The organism is Lewinella cohaerens DSM 23179 (assembly GCF_000379805.1).
GTDB lineage: Bacteria > Bacteroidota > Bacteroidia > Chitinophagales > Saprospiraceae > Lewinella > Lewinella cohaerens.
The window spans coordinates 350,001-365,166 of sequence record NZ_KB903531.1 but is presented as its reverse complement, the minus strand read 5'-3'; the positions used below and the strand labels follow the sequence as shown (position 1 = coordinate 365,166).

The 15,166-nt window shown below is 43.4% G+C and carries 15 protein-coding genes and 1 tRNA gene; 7 read left to right on the top strand and 9 right to left on the bottom strand.

From position 1 onward, the window contains the following. Window positions 1-61: 61 nt before the first annotated feature. Entirely contained in the window at window positions 62-1,660 is a 1,599-nt protein-coding gene (locus tag A3EU_RS0101355) for a glycoside hydrolase family 32 protein (RefSeq protein WP_020534320.1), read from the bottom strand. 295 nt (window positions 1,661-1,955) lie between these two features. After that, the gene (locus A3EU_RS0101350) at window positions 1,956-3,305 is read right to left on the bottom strand and encodes a sugar porter family MFS transporter (RefSeq protein WP_020534319.1); all 1,350 of its coding nucleotides are present in this window, start codon (window positions 3,303-3,305) and stop codon (window positions 1,956-1,958) included. A gap of 217 nt (window positions 3,306-3,522) precedes the next feature. On the opposite strand from A3EU_RS0101350, the gene A3EU_RS0101345 reads away from it, so the two are divergent. The 4 genes from A3EU_RS0101345 to A3EU_RS0101330 all read left to right on the top strand — a co-directional run bounded on the left by A3EU_RS0101345 (window position 3,523) and on the right by A3EU_RS0101330 (window position 8,392). Further along, entirely contained in the window at window positions 3,523-4,053 is a 531-nt protein-coding gene (locus A3EU_RS0101345) for an RNA polymerase sigma factor (RefSeq protein WP_020534318.1), read from the top strand. 45 nt (window positions 4,054-4,098) lie between these two features. Beyond that, window positions 4,099-4,713, top strand: a complete 615-nt coding sequence (locus A3EU_RS0101340) for a hypothetical protein (RefSeq protein WP_020534317.1) — start codon at window positions 4,099-4,101, stop codon at window positions 4,711-4,713. Window positions 4,714-4,720: 7 nt separating this feature from the next. Then, the gene (locus A3EU_RS0101335) at window positions 4,721-5,629 is read left to right on the top strand and encodes a hypothetical protein (RefSeq protein ID WP_020534316.1); all 909 of its coding nucleotides are present in this window, start codon (window positions 4,721-4,723) and stop codon (window positions 5,627-5,629) included. A 138-nt stretch (window positions 5,630-5,767) separates the two neighbouring features. Continuing rightward, window positions 5,768-8,392, top strand: coding sequence for a WG repeat-containing protein (locus tag A3EU_RS0101330; protein WP_020534315.1), 2,625 nt, complete (start codon window positions 5,768-5,770; stop codon window positions 8,390-8,392). A 314-nt stretch (window positions 8,393-8,706) separates the two neighbouring features. Here the strand turns inward: A3EU_RS0101330 and A3EU_RS0101325 are convergent. Continuing rightward, window positions 8,707-8,791, bottom strand: a tRNA-Ser gene (locus tag A3EU_RS0101325). A 125-nt stretch (window positions 8,792-8,916) separates the two neighbouring features. Next, a complete protein-coding gene (locus A3EU_RS0101320) occupies window positions 8,917-9,564 on the bottom strand; it encodes a deoxynucleoside kinase (protein WP_020534314.1) in 648 nt (215 codons plus the stop codon). A 121-nt stretch (window positions 9,565-9,685) separates the two neighbouring features. Here A3EU_RS0101320 and gatC point away from each other — a divergent pair, with 121 nt between their 5' ends. The 3 genes from gatC (at window position 9,686) to A3EU_RS0101305 (ending at window position 11,434) form a co-directional block, all read left to right on the top strand. Further along, the gene (gatC, locus tag A3EU_RS0101315) at window positions 9,686-9,979 is read left to right on the top strand and encodes an Asp-tRNA(Asn)/Glu-tRNA(Gln) amidotransferase subunit GatC (protein WP_245569322.1); all 294 of its coding nucleotides are present in this window, start codon (window positions 9,686-9,688) and stop codon (window positions 9,977-9,979) included. A 29-nt stretch (window positions 9,980-10,008) separates the two neighbouring features. Then, window positions 10,009-10,743: an ABC transporter ATP-binding protein gene (locus A3EU_RS0101310; protein WP_020534312.1), complete on the top strand. Its 735-nt coding sequence runs from the start codon at window positions 10,009-10,011 to the stop codon at window positions 10,741-10,743. 142 nt (window positions 10,744-10,885) lie between these two features. Further along, window positions 10,886-11,434, top strand: coding sequence for a cob(I)yrinic acid a,c-diamide adenosyltransferase (locus A3EU_RS0101305; protein WP_020534311.1), 549 nt, complete (start codon window positions 10,886-10,888; stop codon window positions 11,432-11,434). Between the two features lie 3 nt (window positions 11,435-11,437). Here A3EU_RS0101305 and A3EU_RS0101300 read toward each other — a convergent pair whose 3' ends face one another. From A3EU_RS0101300 to surE, 5 genes are all read right to left on the bottom strand, one after another. Next, a complete protein-coding gene (locus tag A3EU_RS0101300) occupies window positions 11,438-11,653 on the bottom strand; it encodes a PspC domain-containing protein (protein ID WP_026211166.1) in 216 nt (71 codons plus the stop codon). Window positions 11,654-11,769: 116 nt separating this feature from the next. Further along, window positions 11,770-11,964, bottom strand: coding sequence for a hypothetical protein (locus tag A3EU_RS0101295; RefSeq protein WP_020534309.1), 195 nt, complete (start codon window positions 11,962-11,964; stop codon window positions 11,770-11,772). Between the two features lie 776 nt (window positions 11,965-12,740). Beyond that, window positions 12,741-13,859, bottom strand: a complete 1,119-nt coding sequence (gene lpxB, locus A3EU_RS0101290) for a lipid-A-disaccharide synthase (protein ID WP_020534308.1) — start codon at window positions 13,857-13,859, stop codon at window positions 12,741-12,743. Continuing rightward, window positions 13,856-14,155 (bottom strand): hypothetical protein, encoded by a 300-nt coding sequence (locus A3EU_RS0101285; RefSeq protein ID WP_020534307.1) that lies wholly within the window; start codon window positions 14,153-14,155, stop codon window positions 13,856-13,858. The genes lpxB and A3EU_RS0101285 overlap by 4 nt, the downstream gene beginning before the upstream one ends. A 131-nt stretch (window positions 14,156-14,286) precedes the next feature. After that, window positions 14,287-15,063, bottom strand: coding sequence for a 5'/3'-nucleotidase SurE (surE, locus tag A3EU_RS0101280; RefSeq protein WP_020534306.1), 777 nt, complete (start codon window positions 15,061-15,063; stop codon window positions 14,287-14,289). Between the last annotated feature and the right edge of the window lie 103 nt (window positions 15,064-15,166).

The window sequence follows — 15,166 nt, the reverse complement described above, 5'->3', positions numbered from 1 at the left end:
TCTAGTTTGTAGGCATTACTAAAAAAAACTTAAGTGCCTTTGGTGGTTCAAAAGAGAAGTTTTACCAAACCCCCTCCAAAGGATAAACGTCCAACCGCTGCACCGCCACGCCTTCGTTTGTGAAGAAACGAATGGTCGTAAAATCTTCCGTCGGGAAGAAAATGTCTGTGATAGCAGTCAGCCCGTCATCGGCAATGAGCTCGGCCGAACTTACGTCCAAAACCAAGTGCATCGTAATCAATACACCTTCCAATTGCTTAGGCGCGTAGTGTATTTCTTGGGCGAATTTTTCTGAAAAATCATGATTGCCCGCTTTGGTTCGATCACTGAAATAGGCTTGCATATCAGCGCTGTAACCTATTCGGTAAACCTCCCCTTTGGTATTGAGTAACTCAAATCCAAAGCTACCAGTGGCGTCGGTAGCAGCCTCAAGGATAATTTCCAGCTTCTGTGGATCAACTCCTAAGTCGTGTGTTGTTCCGGGGCTTGTATTGATCGTGATTTCCTTTTTTTCTCCCCGAATGTTTTGTAGTTCCTGCGGGAAAAATTGCGCTAAACGTGGACCCATCGCCGTCGATTTAACTTGAAATTGGCGAGGCAACGTCATGGCACTTCTCCATAGCTGGGTGGGCACCACTTGCGCGTAATCCCAATTGCTCATCCAACCCATGAATATCCGACGGCCATCTTCTTGTGGAATGTCTGACCAGGTTACCCCAGCATAGTTGTCGCGACCGTAATCTACCCAACAAGCGGCAACATTGCTGGTGTCTTTTCTCGCTTGGCGAGCCATTTCTGCACCAAACTCCTGATCTAAACGGAAACGTTGTCCATCAAATTCACCAATGAAATATTGCGTAGCAGACCCACCGTTAGGCCCACCAGGGTTGATGCTAACGAGTAAAACCCATTTTCTGCCCCCCGTTTCACTAATGGTAACGGGGAACAAATCTGGGCATTCCCACACGCCACCGTGAGCCCCCCTGTTTTTACCGAATTGACTGAGGTAGTTCCACTTTTTTAAATCTTTTGAAGCATAAAACATGACTTTGTCCTGTGCGGCGAGTACCATGATCCATTGGCGATTATCTGAATCCCAGATGACCTTTGGATCACGAAAATCTCGAATCCCTGGATTAGGGACGACCGGGTTGTTTTCATACTTCGTCCAGGTGCGCCCACGGTCGTTGCTGTAGGCAATGGCCTGACTCTGGAAATCGATGGCACCACTTTTCTCTCCCTCAGGATCATGATAGGTGAAAATGGCTACCAACGGCGGCTCTCCATCATCACTAAAGCCACTGGTATTGTCCCAATCAACAACCGCACTACCAGAGAAGATGTAGCCTTTTTCGTCAGGGGCTATTCCTACAGGCAAATGCTCCCAGTGAGCGAGGTCTTTACTGATTGCGTGCCCCCAATGCATGGGCCCCCATACCGTACTGTCTGGATAATATTGATAGAACAGATGATATTCATTATCAAAAAAGACCATCCCATTTGGGTCATTCATCCACTGGGTAGGAGGGGAGAAGTGGAGTTGTGGCCGGTGTTGTTCCAGATAAGTTGGGCCAGCCGTGGCGTCTCCTGTTTCATCCTTCCTACAAGTTGTAAAAAGCGTAACAGCGACCAAGAAAATTAATAGTGTTTTGGCATACATAGTAATTAGCGTTTGTCCTAGTTTATGTTGTGTTCTCTCAATAAAGTGGGTTCACGGTTGTGCTCACTATACGGGCGGTTTTTAGAATCACCTGTATCATGGGCTATCGCTGAGGCAGTCGCCCCCACCGCGAGCGAAGCGAGTACTGCCACTAATCCGATTTATCGGATGAGTAGTACCCTCGTGAATCCCGAAAATTGGGATGAACACCTCCGCGATTCCGATTCATCGGAACAGCACTACTGTGAGTGCCAGCGAACACCCCGCACTTCGCACAAAGCCCCCCCCCGCACCATCACGCCTCGTTATCCGTCAACTGCTTCTGCAATTCCTCCAACGATACCCCTTTTGTTTCCGGCATCATAAAATGGACGAAAAGTAGTTGTAGTACCATACAAAAGGCAAAGAATCCAAATACGGTAGTCGCAGAGAAGGCGTTTAGTACAGGTAGTGTAATCATCGTAATAGTTGCCGCAAACACCCAGTGGGTTCCTGAGCCCCAAGCCATGCCGAAATCTCGTACCTGGTTGGGGAATATCTCGGAGATAAACACCCAAATCACTGCTCCCTGTCCTACGGCATGGGCAGCAATGAAACCACAGACCATTACGACTACCCAACCTCCTGTGGTACCCGTAGCAAAGGCATAAGCAACCAGTGAGAGGAAAACGATATAACCAATAGAGCCTATGTACATGAGTGATTTACGCCCCATGCGGTCGATGAGGTAAAGCCCTACGAAGGTAAATAGGAAGTTGATAAGCCCCAGCCAAATGCCAGAGGCGCGAGCAGTTTCAGCGGTCATGCCTGCTTCTTGCATAATGCGGGTAGCATAATAAAACACAAAATTGATACCCGAAAGCTGATTGAACATAGCGAGTAAAAACGCTAAAAATATAGGCCAGCGATGTCGGGCAGAAAAGAAAGAAACACCAGCAGTTTTACGCTCCGCAGTCTCTCGTGAATCTTCGATGATTTGTAACTGTTCTTCGACTTCTTTTTCTGAGGAGAAGATATTAGCAAGCACCGCCCTTGCACCTTGTCGGTCGCCTTTGGTGAGTAATAACCAACGAGGACTTTCTGCAATGGTCAACACGACCAAGCTGTAGAGCAGTGCGGGTAGGGCTTCTATCCCCAACATCCATCGCCAGGAAACAGCCGGAGCCATGTATTTACCAATGAGCCAATTCGATAGAAAAGCAATTAGAATACCCAACACGATATTAAACTGGTAAAGGGCTACCAGTTTGCCTCTGTTTTCACGCGGAGCTATTTCAGAAATATAAATGGGAGCTGCTACCGAGGAAGCACCTACGCCCAAGCCACCAAGAAAACGGAAGAAGGAAAATAGATAAGGGTCTGTTGCCATCGATGAGCCCAAGGCAGAAACGAGATAGAAGATACCAATCCAAAATAAGGTTTTCTTGCGCCCAAAGCGTTTGGTCGGAAACCCGCCACACAGCGCTCCAATCACAGTGCCCCACAGCGCCATCGACATGATAAAGGTACTGTGAAACCAGTCGCTGGTTTGCCATAAATCCTGAATGGGCTTGTCAGCACCATTAATGACGATAGTATCAAAACCAAATAAAAACCCTGCCAGGGCCACGGTGACGGACCACAAAATAACTTTGTTGTTCTTCATTATGTTTTGTTAATAGACGGGGGAAATAGATCAATTTATTTCCGTTAAATGCTTGTAGCTTGCTTCTTTGGGACAGGAACTCTGTTCGCAGAAATTTGCGACAAGAGCTTGGAATAATTTTAACTAAGATACAACCGTTTTACGAAAGTGCAACTCTTTACATTATAACCACGATGAGTTTACACCTAGGTGTTTTTTTTCTAAGAAATACTCGCTCATGACTACGGCCGCCATGACGGAATCAGAATTGATAGATGCTTGCCTTGATAATGATCGCTTGGCTCAGAAAGAGCTATATGATCGTTATTCGCGGGCAATGTATACTGCTGCTTACCGAATAACCTCCGACTTTGAACTTGCTAATGATGTGTTGCAGGAAGCTTTTGTGAAAATCTTTCGCCACCTGGCAGGATTTCGCAGAGAGTCAACCCTTGGAGCATGGATCAAAACCATTGTTGTCCGAACAGCTCTTTCCCGGATGCGACGGGAAATCAGGATGGAAACACTGGAAGATTATCACCATAAAGACCAAGTTGTAGACTGGGGGCATTATCTCGATGCGGACTACCTGGAAAAAGCTATTCAAGCTTTGCCAGCAGGCTATCGTTCTGTATTTGTGATGATCGAAGTAGAAGGGTATGCGCACAAAGAAGTGGCAGAAATGCTGGGGATTTCGGTAGGAACATCGAAGTCGCAGCTTTTTTACGCCAAGAAAAAATTACGAAAATCGCTGGAGAAATACCGGTAGAGATAAGAACAGGTTATTGTATTTTTATATCAATTATTTTGAACCATGTCTGAATTCGAAAAGAATAGAGATAGCCTCAAAAAAGCACTGGGCCAAATGCCTTCCTTCGATCCCCCTGCGGGACTGTGGGATCAGATTCAGTCGGAGTTAGCCACGCCTCATGCGCCCGTAGAGGAGGCACTCCACGATGCGGTACAGCATTTGCCCGGTTATGCTCCTCCCGTTACGGTGTGGAACAAATTGGCTCGTCAGCTTGACACTGACCATCAAACCCGGCAACTGCGTGTAGTGCGCCGCCGGCAAGTATTACAGTGGGCCGCAGCGGTGGCACTCCTGTTAATGGCTGGCTACGGTATCATGCGGGAACCCGGCCCGAAAGTAAAACTGCAATACGCACAAGAAACGGTTCAGCAATTCCAGGCGGAACTTGACTGGAATACTGATGAAAATATTTTTGCACAACTGGAGCAAGAACTTGTGCAGGTCAATGACCCTGCTATCAACAAGTTGCGTTTTGAATACGAAGAACTAAGTTCGGCACACGAAGACGTAACTGCGATGCTAAGGTCCTATGGTCGCGACCCTCAGCTGATCCGACAAATGGCCGATATTGAACGCGAAAGAAGCGATATTTATCGTCAAATCATTGAAGCAATCTAATTAATTGATGCAAAGATTATTCCTGTTTTTCCTGGGGAGTTTACTAACCATCTCTGTTTCCGCGCAAGAAGTCGTGCAAGTGGTTACCAAAGTTATTGAGAAAACCTTCAACTATCAGGATGGCTACGAAGTCAATGTTGAAGGCCAGAAAGCGGAGATTTTCGTCGAAACCTGGGACAAACGTCAAGTAGGTCTACGCCTAGAAATTTCAGCGAAACATCCAGAAAAAGCTACCGCCGAAACTGATCTGGAAACCGTCAACTTCGTTGCAGAGCGCATCAAGAATAAAATTTACCTGCGCAATTACCGCTACGGTGGGGCCGAACAAACCGAATCCGTACTTTCCGTTACCTATTACATTACGCTCCCGGAAGACTGCCCGGTGTACGTCAAGAATTACTTTGGGGCGGCCAATATTTCCAACCTTACCAACCGGTTACGGATCTTCGGAGAATACAGCCAGATTGATATCGACAACGTTAAAGGCCTCCTCGATATTCGTACCCGCTTCGGTGATGTCGTCGGCGAAAAGATAGACGGAAATGTGACCATCAATGCCCGCCGTTCTGATGTGACCCTCTATGAGATAGCCGGCAATTACCAGATCAATGCCCAATACGGTATCCTGAAATTGCAACCCGGAGCAGGCCTCTTAGGATTGGATATTAGCGCCGAAAAATCCGAAGTCTACCTCTACGGCGATCAGCCTGAGTTGTATGGCTACACCCTCACGGCCGCCCACGGTAAAATCCTTACCCCCGAAAACCTCCGCCTACTTGCCTTGGAAGACACCCCCGAAGTCCAGAAGGTACAATTCAAACCTACCCGTAAAGAAACTTACCCCGTCATCACAGTCAGCGTCACCTTTGGCGATGTGCATTTAGAGAAGATACCAGCAGAGGGGCTGCGGTATTAGCGATTGGGGTTGTACGCTTTTCTTTCCAAATGTTGAATCACCGAAGACACCTAAGGGATTTTTTCTTCAACTTTCCCGCATTTGCCATTCCGGCGAATGCAGAGCTTATTGTTAGTTACAAGTGATAAAATCTTTAATATGAACCTTAAGTTTTTACTAATCATATTAACATTTTCCGTAGGGATAGACTGCGTCAGTCAAACTTTGATTCCGTATTACGATGAAGGTAAATATGGCTACTGTGATACAAATGGAATAGTCAAAATTGCACCTAAATATGATCAAGTAGAATTCTTTTTAAGCGACGCTATCGCATTTGTGATAAAGGATGATAGAAAAATAATAATCGATAAAAACGGATTAGAACTTTCTTCTTATTCGAATGACATTGAGATTCGATTATTACCTGCTACCTACAGTACAGATAACAGGGGGTGGAGGCGAGGGGCTATTTCAAGAGACACAATAAAGCATCTAAAGTGGGTGATGTTGGATAATGGCGAATGCCAATTGCTGAATCTGAACACTAAGACTTTATCTTCTAGGTATATTATTGATACTCCAGATGAACAATTGTATTCGTATAGAAGGCCACGAGAATCGGTGGAGTTCTACCATGGTTATTTCATCGGTGACAAATCTGATGGGAGCTTTGAAATTCTAAATGTAGATGGAGATGTCCTTAAGTCCACTTTAAGCAAACCTACTATATGGGGGGATGAACTGATAACTTTTGGACAAGGAGACTATTCGTACCTATTTAACCCCAAATCTGGATACATAAAAGAATATTCCTATAAATCGATAGTCGAAGTCGTTGAGGGTAAGTACTTGATTGTTTCTACTCAAGAAAAGAATGGAGGGGGATTTGTCTTTCATCGGCAAAACACTAAATATGGGGTTGTCAATTTAGATGGACAAGTAATTTTGGATACGATATATCAAGGGGTTTCACCTCACAACGGAGTTTATGTCCTTAAAAGGAACGGTAACGCATTTTTGAGTGACCTTAAAAACGACTTAGTCGATACTTCTGAATACAAATCAATATATCCAATCAATGATAGCTTATTCAAAGCCATAAGGCATGATGACAAGATACAGGTTGTGGAGCTATTGGGAAAAATCACTTTAGAAGATCAGGTATTCGATACCTTCAAATTTATCAAAGATGGAAACTACTATACCTCAAAAAAGGGTGAAACAGTATCAGTGCTAGATAGCGCTTTGAATGTAGAAATAAGTTACGAGGCAGCGTCCATCCATAGAATTAGCTCAAGGAATGACAGATACCTTGTTTCGTCAAATGGATTATACGGGATAATCGATTCAAAGGGGCAGATAATAATTCCAATTGAATACGATAGGTGTTACTATAGAAATAACAATTTCTATATCCTCACTCAGGGAGATAAAAAAGGATTAGCCAATGCTCAAGGGGAAATAATACTCCAACCAGAATTTGAAGAAATTGAGTTTGAAGTAGTCCAAAATGAAACCGTACTCCGACCAAGAAAGAATGGGCGGTATGCTAGTTTTGATTTAAGTGGAAACCAACTATCATCATTTAATAGTAGATCTTCTCATCTTTCGGGCCGCAGCGTCAATTGGCATCGTCATGAAAACAGTTATCATTTTACAGATATACATGGCAATCCTTTAAATGTAAATAGTAAGAACTTTTTCACGGGCTATACAAAGAAAGATTCTGTTTTTATAGCTGTATTGCATGTGCGAGATACCATAAATGAAGTGATCATTGATGGTAAGTTATTTGAGCATTGGGGTAAGCAGTTTGATAGTATTGTAAAGGTCAATATATCTCTGGGATTGATTGCTGTAGTTGCTGGAAACAAGCAAGGTGTTATTGATGTACACGGCAATGTAATCTCTCCATTTTCAGAACAAGAAATTACAGAGATCAACCAGGAGTTCTTCGTAGCCAAAAAAGAAGGAAAGTATTTTCTTTTTACTCCTGATGGGCAGCAAATAAATGAAGCTGGCTATGATTACATTGATGACTCTTCAATAAATGGTCGTCGTTCCGTTTTTAGAATTGCTTCCGATAAATTTTACGAACACGTTTCAAACCCTTGTTTCACGGGAAGCCAAGATACCATTCTGAAACTGCAGAGAAATGTTGGTTACATTGACAAATTTGGACACGTTCTGGTGCCTCTGGAGTATAGGTTCACGCTTCGATTCTTTGAGAATTATGCCTGTTTATCAAAAGGCTGCATGGATGGCCAAAAGCAGGCTGTATTGGTCGATACCCTAGGTGAAGTTTTTTTGGAGACGAACTATGATTGGCTATATCCCCTTAACCATACCGATAAATTCCGCTACTACGTTGCTAAGCTGAAGGAGAGATATGGCTTAATTGATATAGAGGGCCGTATCGTGATCCCTTTTGACTACACTGCCATTCGTGGATTTTATGGAGATAAGATAATTAGCGTTAGAGACGATAACCACGATTGGCACTTGGTAACTATAGATGGTAAAAGGCTATTCTCGGGAAATTACGATTATATTAGCTCACTTGAACGATGTTATCAATTGTCAATAAACAAGTTTTTATTTTTCTCAAGTGGCAAATCAGTAGTTATGGATTTAGATGGAAGAATCCATCTTTCTATAACTACTCAAAAACTGAAATTTTTAGCTGTTGATGGTGTCGAATTAATTGAAGTGGACATGAATGACTATAAATACTATGTCGATAAGAGAACATTGGTAGCATATAAAAATACCAGTAATTAGGCGAGTAGATATGGCCCTGACTAGAAACTAAAGAGGGAACACCTCTTACACGACTCCCGCCTTTCCAACCCCAAAAGATAAACATAAGAGAATTCAGAAAAACACCCAGACTAAGAGGTTAGCAGAAAACTTGGCAATTGCTCCTCTCTTTTTTCTATTCAAAAGAAAATTTGTCAGCTAGAGGTGGTCATCACGGTAGAATGAAAGCGAGACGGAGGAAGACAAAATTCCACAGCTAATAGACTTGAGATGAGAGTAGGGGGGTGAGTTATGCCAATAAAAAAAGCAGCACCCGAGGGTACTGCTTTCTTATGCGGAGGAAGAGGGATTCGAACCCCCGGTACCTTTCAGTACGTCGGTTTTCAAGACCGGTGCATTAAACCGCTCTGCCATTCCTCCTTAGCTTAGATTTCGAGTAAAAACTAGACTTTCTAGCCACACTCACTTCCTAAGCGGCTGCAAATATAAAGATCAGTTTCATTATCCAAAACGAAATTGAATAAATTTTAGTTCCAAACCGTAAATTAATGGAATAAACCATGTAATTCGGCCTGAACCTGGTTCAATACGGTACCTAAATCTTCTGGATTCTTCTTAAAATCGATACTGTCAGCATCAATGATGAGTAAATTACCTTCTGTGTAAGTACTGATCCATTCGTCGTAGCGTTCATTGAGGCGCTTGAGATAATCAAGACTCATGCTACCTTCGTAATCACGTCCTCGTGACTGGATGTGATTGACGAGGGTAGGGATACCCGCTCTTAGATAGATAAGGAGGTCTGGTGGTTGAATCTGAGAAGTCATTGTTTTAAACAAAGACATATAGTTCTCAAAGTCACGTTTGGTCATTAGGCCCATATCGTGCAAGTTGGGCGCAAAGATGTGAGCATCTTCGTAAATGGTGCGATCTTGAACCACAGTGCGGTCTCCCTGGTGGATATTTAAGATCTGAGCGTAGCGGTTATGGAGGAAATAAATCTGGAGGTTGAAGGACCATCGCTGCATATCGAGATAAAAATCACTCAGATAGGGGTTGTTGTCCGTAGATTCGTAGTGAACGTCCCAGTCGAAATGCTTCCCCAGCTGTGTGCAGAGGGTGGTTTTTCCAGCGCCGATATTTCCGGCAATTGCTACGTGTTTTATGTTAGCGGGTGGTTGATGATCAGCCATTAAAATTATTTTGTGTGCAGTTGTGTTCGCGAAAATAAACTTTCTCTTAGAAATAATGGGATTACTTACCTTTGGTATTCGTTTTTTTAACGATGAATACCCATTACTCATCTAAAAACTTATGATGAAGATAGATGATCAACTAATTTCCCGATTGGAAAATCTAGCTCGACTACAACTTTCTGCTACAGAAAAAGAAGGTTTGAAAACAGACCTTACGAATATCCTGGGTATGGTAGAAAAATTGCAAAAGCTGGATGTAGAAGACGTTGAACCGCTGGTTTACCTCAATGAAGCTGTCAATCGGCAACGTGAGGATGTAATAAACAACCAAGTAGATCGGGAAGCTGCTCTGCGCAATGCTCCAGATCAGGATGGTACTTTCTTCCGTGTTCCAAAAGTAATTGATTTGTAGTTAAGAATTTTTTTAAAAAATCACCTTGCATGGCTGTTGTTATATCTACGAAAGATTTGCGGAAGACCTACGACATGGGAACGACCAAAGTACACGCGCTGCGTGGGGTTGATGTCGAAATATCGGTCAACGATTACGTTGCGCTGATGGGGCCTTCTGGTTCTGGTAAATCCACGCTGATGAATCTCCTGGGCTGTTTGGATACACCTAGCGAGGGCGATTACTTTCTGGATGCTATCAATGTTAGCACCATGACGGATGGAGAGCTGGCTGAAGTTCGTAACAGAAAAATTGGTTTCGTCTTTCAGACTTTTAACCTGCTGCCACGCCTCACAGCATTAGATAACGTGGCTTTGCCCTTGGTGTATTCCGGCTGGTCAAAAGCGGATCGGGAAGCCCGGGCACAAGAAGTACTTACAGAGGTAGGCCTCGGTGATCGCGTAGATCACAAGCCGAATGAATTGTCAGGTGGACAGCGCCAGCGGGTTGCAATAGCCAGGGCCTTGGTCAACAACCCCAGTATCATCCTGGCTGATGAGCCAACGGGTAATCTTGATACCAAGACCTCCATTGAGATCATGAAAATATTTGAAAACATCCATAGCAAAGGCAACACGGTCATTCTCGTAACCCACGAACCTGATATTGCAGAACATGCTCATCGTATTATTCGTTTACGTGATGGTGAAGTAGAGTCTGACATCAAAAACGAAAATATCGTAAGTGTCGATGACCCCACCCACCGTTATTTGCGGGATCAATGATTTTTGTGTAAAAGTTGGATGAGTGTAAAGGTGTAAGGGTTGATTTGAGACTGTTTAGAAATGTGTGTGTCTCAAATCACCTCCTTACAACCCCTACACTTTTACACCCTTACACACCCTTACACTTTTACAACATTAGCTTATGAAGATTTATACCAAAACGGGGGATCAAGGCGAAACGGGTCTTTTTGGCGGACAGCGCGTCAATAAATCACATGACCGGATTGAAGCTTACGGGACATTGGACGAACTCAATGCCTTTATTGGTTTGTTGAGAGACCATATATCGTTAGACGCAGAAAAGGCTGTTCTTTCCACTATTCAAAATCGATTATTTAGCCTGGGTGCTTATTTGGCAACTCCTTCTAAAGAAGGCAAGGAGGTTGCATTGGATATTCTTGAAGAAGATGTGGAGTTGTTGGAAAAAGAAATGGATCGGATGGACGCGACCCTAGCGCCTTTGCGTAATTTTATCTTACCGGGTGGCCATCCTCAGGTATCTTACGCACATCTGGCGCGCACTATCTGCCGCCGTGCCGAACGCCAATGTGTTCGCATGCATGTAGAGGCGCCAATCAATGCTCGGGCACTTCATTACCTAAATCGCTTGTCTGATTATTTTTTCGTGCTAGCTCGCTATTTGTCTCATGAGCTAGGAGTAGAGGAAATAGCCTGGAAAGGAAGAAATTAGTGCTTATTGCCAGATCATGTTTCTACCTTTTTTGATATACCGCTTAATGTTGAGCCAAAAAGCAGCAAAAAGATAAATAATGATTGGCGAACCAAGCGTAAGCAAGGTAATATAGATAAAGTAAAGCCTCACCCGGCTGCTAGCCAAGCCAATTTTTTCTCCCAGATAGCTGCAAACCCCGAAGGCCGAGCGTTCCATCATTTGTCTAAAGTATTCCATAGGCACATTACTTGTGCTATAAGGTACAACTTTTAGAGCTTGTTTGGAAATTGTACATTGAAATGGATATTGAATTTTAGCATGACTTCTATCAAGTCATTCAAATGGTTGTGATTTTATTTGGGGAGATGTATTTGATAAACATCTTCGGTTGTTTCTGTAGCCATTACCATTGCTGGTTCTTCTTGGCGAGGCGAGGCCAACCCTGGAGATACGTCTTCTCCTTTCATAATAGTACGGGCTCCGTACAAGCCTGCAAGTAATAAAAAAATTAAGAGTAACGCTTCAAGCGATAGTGTAAAATTTTTCATGATGTAATTTGTTTGGGCATGAGCTTCCCAGGCCACCCTGTGAGGGGTAGCAAAGGTTTAAGTAATAGTGTTCNACGCTTACAACAGGTCAAGTCGTTGCAAGTAACGTTAACGGGTAGGAGGTACCAGCAAGCGCTGGGTCTTCTTGGTTAAATAGCCTTGATAAAGCGGAAGTGTAGATTAAATGATTCGTACGAGAAGTACAATCATTCCCTTAATGGTACAAAAGGGTGAAACCTAACATTGATAAGAATGGTCGTAAAATTTTTCATAGTGTTACATGTGAAGGGGGCCGTTTTGTTATGCAGGAAAGTCAAAAAAAATAACCTCCTGCAACCTAATTCGACACTGGTTATCAAAAGTAGTAGTTCATTGTGTTAGTGACGGGATAAAATGAGTTATTCCAATTTTGGTTTTGAAATATTTCACGACGCAACTGACCAGCGGAAAGTTAAGTGTGTAATTTTCAAAACCTACAAAAAAAATTGTAATAGCTTATTTCCGTCAAAATGCTCAGGACAAATATGGTGAAAAAATATAATATTAAATAATTTCACCATGTGACGCTTTGCATCTTGCCTTCGTATAGCAATAAATCAAAATGTGTGCCAAACTCTTCAGGAAGTCTCTTTTTATGGCAAAAAAGTATAATTTATTTTATTTAATAATATGTAAATGAGGGAACGGTAGTAGAAAAGAAGGAAGCGGTAAGTCTTTTTTTTGTGTATATACTACATTAGCAGTGTTTAATGTATTGTAAAAAAGTGTAATTTATTTTATTCCTGCAAGCGATTAACCATGGTTTCTGCACATCTAAGGGCTGCCCCACCATCACCAAGCTTTGTTTTTAGGCGCTGGTAGCCTTTAGCAATCCGTTCTTTTTCACCTGTTTTTAAAAGATTGGTGAGTGCTTGTGTTGTCCGTTTTACATTAAAGTCATCCTGAATAAGCTCTAAAACGAGTTCCTCATCCATGATGAGGTTAACCAGAGAAATATACTTTACATTAATCAGCCGCTTAGCTATAGCATAAGAAATACTGCTTCCACGATAGCACACTATTTGTGGACATTCTAACAGGGCTGTTTCCAGGGTAGCGGTGCCAGAAGTGACCAATGCAGCTTCTGCGTTTTGCAAAAGTGTGTAGGTCTGTCCTTCTACTAGGTGTACCTTGTTTTCCCGGCCCAATTCTTCAAAAAGAGAAAAATAATAGTCTTTATCCTGAGAAGGGGCTCCAGCGACGACAAACTGATAACTAGGAAAATGATCAGCAGTTGCAAGTAGCACCGAGAGCATCCTGCTGATTTCTTGTTTTCGACTGCCTGGCAGAAGCGCAATAATAGGTTGGTCAGAGAGTTGGTTTTTACGCCGGAAATTAGGGTCGGCCTTGTGATCTTGAACGACATCTAATAATGGGTGGCCAACGAAATTGACCTCCATTCCGTATTTGGCATAAAAATCTTGCTCAAAAGGAAGAATCACAAACATCTCGTCCACATTGGCCTTGATCTGATGAACGCGACTACTGTGCCATGCCCAGATTTGGGGCGAAATGTAATAAAAGACTTTTATGCCCTGCTGCTTGGCCCATTTGGCCATGCGTAGATTAAAACCAGGGTAATCCACGAGTATTAGCACGTCAGGCTGATACGCTAATACGTCCGCTTTACAGGCTTTGAAGTTGCCCAATATCGTTCTGATGTTGAGCAGTACCTCCACAAAGCCCATAAAGGCGAGGTCACGATAATGCTTCTGTAAATTGGCACCGGCAGCTTGCATTAGGTCACCCCCCCAGCACCGGAAATCAGCTGCTGGATCAGCCTTCGCCAAGGCTTTTATTAAATAGGAGCCGTGTAGGTCACCGGATGCCTCTCCTGCAATGAGGTAATACTTCATGAGCCAAGTAGCTGTCTGCCAAAGTAAAACATCCAAACCATTCCATAAGCCAGCGTAGCGAGGACAAGCCCACGAAGTGCTTTGTTGGCATAGGCTCGCATGAAAATCCGCATCGGAATCAAATTAATAGCCAGTGCAAGCAAGGTAAGTGTACGCTCTTTGAAGTCAAAGTTTAGACGGTTATCTGCCAGTGTTTCACTAGCACCCAATTGTTCAAGAATCATCATCAAAACGGCATAGCCCACAAATGGGACAACCACTCCAATCAAGAGTCCAAACCATAATTGATCACGCATATTTCAGAATTGATATGTAATTTTAATAATGAGTTTTATATGGTGTAAAGGTTGGGTAGGTGTAAAGGTGTAAAAGTTGTTTTTTACCATCAACCATCAACCATCAACCATCAACCATCAACCATCAACCATCAACCATTCTCCAACTCCTTCAAGCTGCTATGTCGAAGGGCTTCGTAATTGGTCAGGTCATGATGAGAGGGGACAATGGAAATATAGCCTTCTTCCAGCGCCTGTACGTCAGTATCTGTGCCGGGGTCATCGTTGACGAAAGAGCCGGTCAGCCAATAGTATTTCTGACCTCGGGGGTCAGTAGCTTCGGCAAAGGTTTCTTGCCAGCGAGCATCGGCTTGGCGGCAGATTTTTATGCCTTTGATCTCTTTTGTTGCCAACTTTGGGATATTGACGTTGAGGAGGCTGCCTTTGCTAAGGCCATTCTTCAGCACGTGCTCCATAATGGCCTTTATATGTCCACGGGCAGCTGAAAAGTCGGCTTCGTAACGATAATCCAGTAACGAAAACCCTATAGAGGGTATTCCTTCTAGCGAAGCCTCCATCGCAGCGGACATGGTGCCGCTGTAGATGATGTTAATCGCTGCATTGCTCCCGTGATTGATGCCGGATACACAGAGGTCAACCTTGCGATCTTTGGTGACAACGTGCCTGGCCAGTTTTACACAATCTACCGGTGTACCGGAACATTCGTAGGCTTGCAAATCGGGAAAGGCCCGCGTTTTGTGAATACGTAAAGGTGTATTGAGTGTAATGGCGTGCCCCATACCTGACTGAGGGCTGTCTGGTGCGACGACAACAACTTCGCCCAGTTCCTGAGCGATTTCAACCAACATTTTGATTCCAGGAGCAGTGACACCATCATCATTGGTGACCAGAATGAGCGGTTTGGACATAAATAGAAATTATTTGGAGGTTTTAGTGCCGTGCAATCAATATCTTAATCTTGTTGATTGTACGTCGCTAAGCTAAAAATGCAAAGCTAATCATTTTCCTTTT

What these genes read in the sequence shown, in the direction of transcription:
- A3EU_RS0101285 (WP_020534307.1), bottom strand. Translation starts at nt 14,155, where the DNA reads ATGCGTGATCAATTATGGTTTGGACTCTTGATTGGAGTGGTTGTCCCA.
- A3EU_RS0101295 (WP_020534309.1), bottom strand. Translation starts at nt 11,964, where the DNA reads ATGAAAAATTTTACACTATCGCTTGAAGCGTTACTCTTAATTTTTTTA.
- A3EU_RS0101345 (WP_020534318.1), top strand. Translation starts at nt 3,523, where the DNA reads ATGACTACGGCCGCCATGACGGAATCAGAATTGATAGATGCTTGCCTT.
- A3EU_RS0101320 (WP_020534314.1), bottom strand. Translation starts at nt 9,564, where the DNA reads ATGGCTGATCATCAACCACCCGCTAACATAAAACACGTAGCAATTGCC.
- A3EU_RS0101355 (WP_020534320.1), bottom strand. Translation starts at nt 1,660, where the DNA reads ATGTATGCCAAAACACTATTAATTTTCTTGGTCGCTGTTACGCTTTTT.
- A3EU_RS0101340 (WP_020534317.1), top strand. Translation starts at nt 4,099, where the DNA reads ATGTCTGAATTCGAAAAGAATAGAGATAGCCTCAAAAAAGCACTGGGC.
- A3EU_RS0101350 (WP_020534319.1), bottom strand. Translation starts at nt 3,305, where the DNA reads ATGAAGAACAACAAAGTTATTTTGTGGTCCGTCACCGTGGCCCTGGCA.
- A3EU_RS0101300 (WP_026211166.1), bottom strand. Translation starts at nt 11,653, where the DNA reads ATGGAATACTTTAGACAAATGATGGAACGCTCGGCCTTCGGGGTTTGC.
- lpxB (WP_020534308.1), bottom strand. Translation starts at nt 13,859, where the DNA reads ATGAAGTATTACCTCATTGCAGGAGAGGCATCCGGTGACCTACACGGC.
- gatC (WP_245569322.1), top strand. Translation starts at nt 9,686, where the DNA reads ATGATGAAGATAGATGATCAACTAATTTCCCGATTGGAAAATCTAGCT.
- surE (WP_020534306.1), bottom strand. Translation starts at nt 15,063, where the DNA reads ATGTCCAAACCGCTCATTCTGGTCACCAATGATGATGGTGTCACTGCT.
- A3EU_RS0101335 (WP_020534316.1), top strand. Translation starts at nt 4,721, where the DNA reads ATGCAAAGATTATTCCTGTTTTTCCTGGGGAGTTTACTAACCATCTCT.
- A3EU_RS0101310 (WP_020534312.1), top strand. Translation starts at nt 10,009, where the DNA reads ATGGCTGTTGTTATATCTACGAAAGATTTGCGGAAGACCTACGACATG.
- A3EU_RS0101305 (WP_020534311.1), top strand. Translation starts at nt 10,886, where the DNA reads ATGAAGATTTATACCAAAACGGGGGATCAAGGCGAAACGGGTCTTTTT.
- A3EU_RS0101330 (WP_020534315.1), top strand. Translation starts at nt 5,768, where the DNA reads ATGAACCTTAAGTTTTTACTAATCATATTAACATTTTCCGTAGGGATA.